We start from the raw sequence: 4926 nt of genomic DNA on the forward strand, positions 1-4926 counted from the left end.
GTCGGTGTCGTCGCCGTTCGACTCGACCTCGTTGACGACCAGTCCGTTGGCGGCGGACGCCCCCACGGTGGGGTCGTCGTCACCGACGGCAGCGGAGGCGGGGGACGTCGTCAGGGCGCCGCCGACGACGACGAGGGCAGCGACGACGGACGCGCCGAGGCGCAGAGCACGGGGATGCATGCAGGGTCCTTCTCGGGTGTTCAGGGGGGACCTGCACGACTGTTCAGCATCCGGGCATCCGGCCGGTGGCGTCGAGGTGAACGACGGGTGTCACCCGCACCGCACGGGACGGCAACGTGTGCCGGACGGGAGGCGCGGGTCGGCCCCGCACCGCGCCTCCTGGCCCGTGGTGCGCGCGACGGACCTCCGTCAGCGACGGATGAGCAGGGTGCTCGCCCGCGGCGACAGCGCCGCGTCGAGGACCAGGCAGGCCGCGCCGACCGCGGCCACGTCGGCGCCGCGGTCGCTCTCGGTCACGACGACCGGGTGCTTCGGGACGAGCAGCGGCGACCCGACGATCGCCTCGCGCGCGGCCGGCAGGGCAGCGCTCGCGATCCGCGACCAGAAGGGCCCGCCGAAGACCACCCGGTCGATGTCGAGCAGGTTCACGATGAGGACGACCGCATTCCCCATCACCGTCCCGGCCTCGGCCGCGAGCCCGCGGGCCACCGGGTCCCCGGCGTCGATCGCCGCTCCGAGTGCGTCCCAGGCCCGGTCGACGGCCGCGACGCCCGCCGGGGCGCCGCCGAGTGCCAGGCCGCGCGCCTGCGCGACGTGCACCAGACGGTCCGGGGCGACCGCCGCACCGACCTCGCCGCGGGTGCCCTCGCCGTCCGGCGTCCCGGCGAGCGACCCCTGGTCGACCATGATGTGCCCGGCGTCACCGGCGTTCGACCCGACGCCGCGGACGGGCTCGTGGTCGACGACGAGCCCCACACCGAAGCCGGTGCCGAAGTAGACGAAGGCGAAGTTCCGCGCCGAGGACTCCCCGGCGAGGAACATCTCGCCGATCACCGCCGCCGTGACGTCCTTCTCGAGGAGCACCGGGTACCCGGTCGCCTCGGCGAGCGCATCGCGCAGCGGGACGTCCCGCCACCGCGGCAGGAACGGCGGGTCGAGCACGACACCGGCGTCGACGTCGATCGGACCGGGGCTCGCGATGCCCACCCCGAGCACGGCGTCCACGTCGACCCGGGCACCCGCCACGAGTTCGTCGACCGCGGTCGCGATGGTCCGGACCACCTCGGACGGGTCGTCGGCGGTCGGGGTCGACGTGGTGCTCGACGCGACGACGGTCCCGGCGAGGTCCAGCAGCACGTAGGTGACGACCGCCGGGTCGACGTGCACCCCGACGGCGTACCGGCTGCCGGCCTCGAGCCGCAGGATGGTGCGGGGCTTGCCGCGGCCGGACACGACCGTGCCGGACTCCGCGATCATCCCCGCCTCGATGAGGAACCGCGTGACGTTCGACACGGTCTGCGCGCTCAGGCCGGTGCGGGACGCCAGCTCGACCCGGCTCAGCCCGTCCGGCGAGCGACGCACCGCGTCGAGCACGACCGTCCGGTTGAACCCACCGATCGACGGGAGGTTCGCCCCACGCCGATGCTCTGCCATGCCGCGACCATACCGCGCCGGTCGGCCCGGCACCGGTGGCACAACGGTGCGGTATCGGTCGCGCGGCTCGCTGGCCCCCGCACGGGTCGCACGGCTACCCTGAGCGGCATGACGGACCTCCGCCTCGAAGAACTCTCCGCGTCGACCGCTGCGGCGGCGAACTCCCTGACGCTCAAGCCCGGGCAGGAGCAGTTCGTGCAGCCGACCACGTACGGCGTCGCGGAGTCCGACGTGAAGCCGAGTTCGGCGTGGACGCGTGTGGTCCTCGACGGCGACGAGGTCGTCGGCATGATCATCGGCACCTTCGACGAGGACAACGCCGAGGAAGAACTGCGCAGCGCGATCTGGCGGGTCAACGTCTCGGCGACGGCGCAGGGTCGCGGTGTCGGCCGGTTCGCCGTGCACGGTCTGGCGGACGAGGCACGGAGCCGCGGCCTCGAGCGTCTGACCGTCGTGTACGAGCCCGGCGGGGACGACAGCCCCGAGGCGTTCTTCCGCGCCGTCGGCTTCGAGTTCGTGCGCGAGACCCAGTACGGCGACCACTTCGCGGTGCTGACGCTCTAGTGGCCCGAGGACCGGTCGGCCACGGGGCGCCCGCTGCCGTCTCGTCCGGCCACGGGGCGCCCACTGCCGGCTCGTCCGGCGACGGGCTGCCCACTGCCGGCGCGTCCGGCGACGGGCTGCCCGCTGCCGACGACTTCGGTGCGGCCGTGGCCGAGGTCGTGCGCCACATCCCCCCTGGCCACGTCATGACCTACGGCGACGTCGCTGCGGCGCTCGGGTCCCGGGCGTCCCGAGCCGTCGGCAAGGTGATGGCGCACGAGGGTGCCGATCTGCCGTGGTGGCGCGTGGTGCGGTCGGGCGGACTGCCGCCGGTGCACCACGAGGCCCGCGCGCACGAGCACTACCGCGCCGAGGGCACGCCCCTGGTACAGGGCACGACCACCTGGCGGGTCGACATGCGTCGCGCGCGGTGGTCACCGGCGACGGACGCGGACGACCCGTTCTGACGGCCGGTGCACGGGCAGTGCCGGCGCGGGCCTCGGCTCACGCGTCGAAGCGGGCGCCCTTCGGGTTCGACGGCAGCAGGCACAGCACGAACAGCACGAGCGACCCGATGCCGACCAGCACGTGCAGGAACTGCCAGAAGCCGGACAGGTTCGCGTCGTGCAGCCGTCGGGCGCCGAGGGCGAGGGAGCCGATCAGTGTCGCGAGCCCCCACACCACGAAGAGGTAGGAGCCGACGGGGTTCTCGAGCACGGGGGTGTCCGGCGTGAAGGCCTGCGGCACGAGCTGCAGCACGAGGCCGATCGCGAACGACGTGATCCACCACCACCAGAACTCGGCTCGGGACGCCCGGCCCGTGAACACGGTGTACTTCCGCCAGAACCGCCGGACGGCCTCGGTGAAGGGTGCCCCGTAGAAGGGGTCGCGCAGGGCCACGCCGCCGGGCTGCACGCTGTCGTCGCTCATGGGTCCACCCAACCACGTGGAACCACGGATCCGACGTGGAACCAGCGCGAGTGCGTGGTTCCACGTCGGATCCGTGGTTCGTCCGACAGGGCCGATCGACGGCGCCGCTACACGAGCGAGTCCCGCCAGGCCGCGTGCAGCTGGGCGAACCGTCCGGTCCCGGCGATGAGGTCGTCCGGGGTGCCGTCCTCGACGATCCGGCCGTACTCCATCACGAGCACGCGGTGCGCGATCGCGACGGTCGACAGACGGTGCGCGATGATGACCGCGGTCCGGTCGGCGAGCAGCGTCTCGAGCCCCTCCTGCACGAGCCGCTCCGACGGGATGTCGAGCGACGCCGTGGCCTCGTCGAGGATGAGCACCTTCGGGTCCGCGATGAACGCCCGGGCGAACGACAGGAGCTGCCGCTGCCCGGCCGACACCCGGCCGCCGCGCTTGTTCACGTCGGTGTCGTACCCGTCGGGCAGCGCCATGATGAACTCGTGCGCGCCGACCGCCTTCGCCGCCGACTCGATCTCGTCCCGTGACGCCCCCGGCTTGCCGAGCGCGATGTTGTCCGCGACCGTGCCGGAGAACAGGTACGCCTCCTGCGTGACCATGACGATCGCGCGACGCATGTCCTTCGTGTCGAGGTCCCGCAGGTCGACGCCGTCGAGCCGCACCGAGCCCTCGGACGGGTCGTAGAAGCGCGCCATGAGCTTGGCGAGCGTCGACTTGCCGGCACCGGTCGACCCGACGAGCGCGATCGTCTGCCCCGCCGGGATGTGCAGGTCGAACTCCGGCAGGACGACCTTGCCCTTGTTGTAGGCGAACACGACGTCGTCGAAGTCCATCTTGCCGGTGGCGTCCGCCAGCCGCGTCGGCTTCGCGGGGTCCGGCACGCTCGGCCGTTCCTCGAGCACGCCGGAGATCTTCTCCATCGCGGCCGAGGCCGACTGGTACCCGTTGTAGAACATCGCGAGTTCCTGCGCCGGGTCGAAGAAGCGCTTGGCGTACAGCGCGACCGCGAGCAGCGCGCCGACCTCGAGCGAGCCGCCGACGATCCGGAAGCCGCCCACGATCACGACCGCTGCGAGCGTGGCGTTCCCGATGAGCACGAGCACCGGGTCGAACGTCCCGAACAGGTTGAACACCTTCGTGTTCGCCACCCGGTAGTCCTCGACGAAGCCGCCGTACTCGTCGCGGTTGCGGGACTCCTTGCGGAAGGCCTGCACCGCGCGGATGCCCGTCATCGTCTCGACGAAGTGCACGATCACGCGTGCCGAGGCGACTCGGGTGGCGCGGAACAGCGTCTGCGAGTTCGACTGGAACCAGCGGATCAGGAACCACAGCGGCACGAGCGACACCGCGAGCACCAGCCCGGACGTCGGGTCGAGCGCCACGAGGGCGATCGCCGTGAACACCATGTACCCGCACCGACACCTCCTGCTCGCCGTCCCCATCCGTGACGCGTCGAGCATCACCGCGGTGCAGACCCTCGCCGGCCTGGTCGTGCAGGTGCTCACCGACGGTGCGCACGGACCGCCCGGCGGAGTGCTCAGTCCGCTGCTCTACTTCTCGCGCCACGGCGAGGTCAGCGCCGTGTCGGGCTTCGACGACGAGACGGGCGCCATGCGGATCGAGGTCGACGAGCGGTTCGGCGCGGCGCTCGAGCAGGCGGCCGCAGCAGTCTGACGGACGTCCTCCACCCGCGGGCGTACTGTGACGGCGTCGGGCCTCCTCAACTCGACGGACACCTCCCGAAACCGGCGCCGACGCTGCCGATCCACTCAGGAACCGGTTCCGGCGCGACCCACCACCTTGCGGCAGATGTAACTTTGCAGCCAGCGCAAAGTTTCC

6 protein-coding genes and 1 pseudogene are annotated in these 4926 nt (G+C 72.2%); 3 read left to right on the forward strand and 4 right to left on the reverse strand.

Going from position 1 to position 4926, the window contains the following annotated elements; all coding sequences use genetic code 11:
* Together I5E_RS22150 and I5E_RS18625 are read right to left on the reverse strand one after the other, a co-directional pair.
* Window positions 1-180 (reverse strand): hypothetical protein (locus tag I5E_RS22150; protein ID WP_042724058.1); only part of this gene is annotated, 180 nt, incomplete at its 3' end.
* Window positions 181-369: 189 nt separating this feature from the next.
* Window positions 370-1614: an ROK family transcriptional regulator gene (locus I5E_RS18625; protein ID WP_022908320.1), complete on the reverse strand. Its 1245-nt coding sequence runs from the start codon at window positions 1612-1614 to the stop codon at window positions 370-372.
* A 108-nt stretch (window positions 1615-1722) separates the two neighbouring features.
* Between I5E_RS18625 and I5E_RS18630 the strand changes: the two genes are divergently transcribed.
* Window positions 1723-2178, forward strand: coding sequence for a GNAT family N-acetyltransferase (locus tag I5E_RS18630; protein ID WP_022908321.1), 456 nt, complete (start codon window positions 1723-1725; stop codon window positions 2176-2178).
* On the forward strand, window positions 2178-2624 hold the full coding sequence (locus I5E_RS18635; RefSeq protein WP_022908322.1) for an MGMT family protein: 447 nt from the start codon (window positions 2178-2180) through the stop codon (window positions 2622-2624). The genes I5E_RS18630 and I5E_RS18635 overlap by 1 nt, the downstream gene beginning before the upstream one ends.
* Window positions 2625-2661: 37 nt before the next feature.
* Here I5E_RS18635 and I5E_RS18640 read toward each other — a convergent pair whose 3' ends face one another.
* Together I5E_RS18640 and I5E_RS18645 are read right to left on the reverse strand one after the other, a co-directional pair.
* A complete protein-coding gene (locus tag I5E_RS18640; protein ID WP_022908323.1) occupies window positions 2662-3087 on the reverse strand; it encodes a DUF805 domain-containing protein in 426 nt (141 codons plus the stop codon).
* A 107-nt stretch (window positions 3088-3194) separates the two neighbouring features.
* Window positions 3195-4496 (reverse strand): annotated as a pseudogene (locus tag I5E_RS18645) (ABC transporter ATP-binding protein); the annotation flags it as partial.
* Between I5E_RS18645 and I5E_RS18650 the strand changes: the two are divergent.
* Complete coding sequence (locus I5E_RS18650; protein WP_187290549.1) at window positions 4483-4761, forward strand: hypothetical protein; 279 nt, start codon at window positions 4483-4485, stop codon at window positions 4759-4761. The pseudogene I5E_RS18645 and the gene I5E_RS18650 sit on opposite strands and share 14 nt — an antisense overlap.
* Window positions 4762-4926: the final 165 nt, after the last annotated feature.

The organism is Curtobacterium sp. B18 (assembly GCF_000333375.1).
GTDB lineage: Bacteria > Actinomycetota > Actinomycetes > Actinomycetales > Microbacteriaceae > Curtobacterium.

Coding starts and splice junctions, on each gene's coding strand:
- I5E_RS18630 (WP_022908321.1), top strand. CDS start 1,723: ATGACGGACCTCCGCCTCGAAGAACTCTCCGCGTCGACCGCTGCGGCG.
- I5E_RS18625 (WP_022908320.1), bottom strand. CDS start 1,614: ATGGCAGAGCATCGGCGTGGGGCGAACCTCCCGTCGATCGGTGGGTTC.
- I5E_RS18640 (WP_022908323.1), bottom strand. CDS start 3,087: ATGAGCGACGACAGCGTGCAGCCCGGCGGCGTGGCCCTGCGCGACCCC.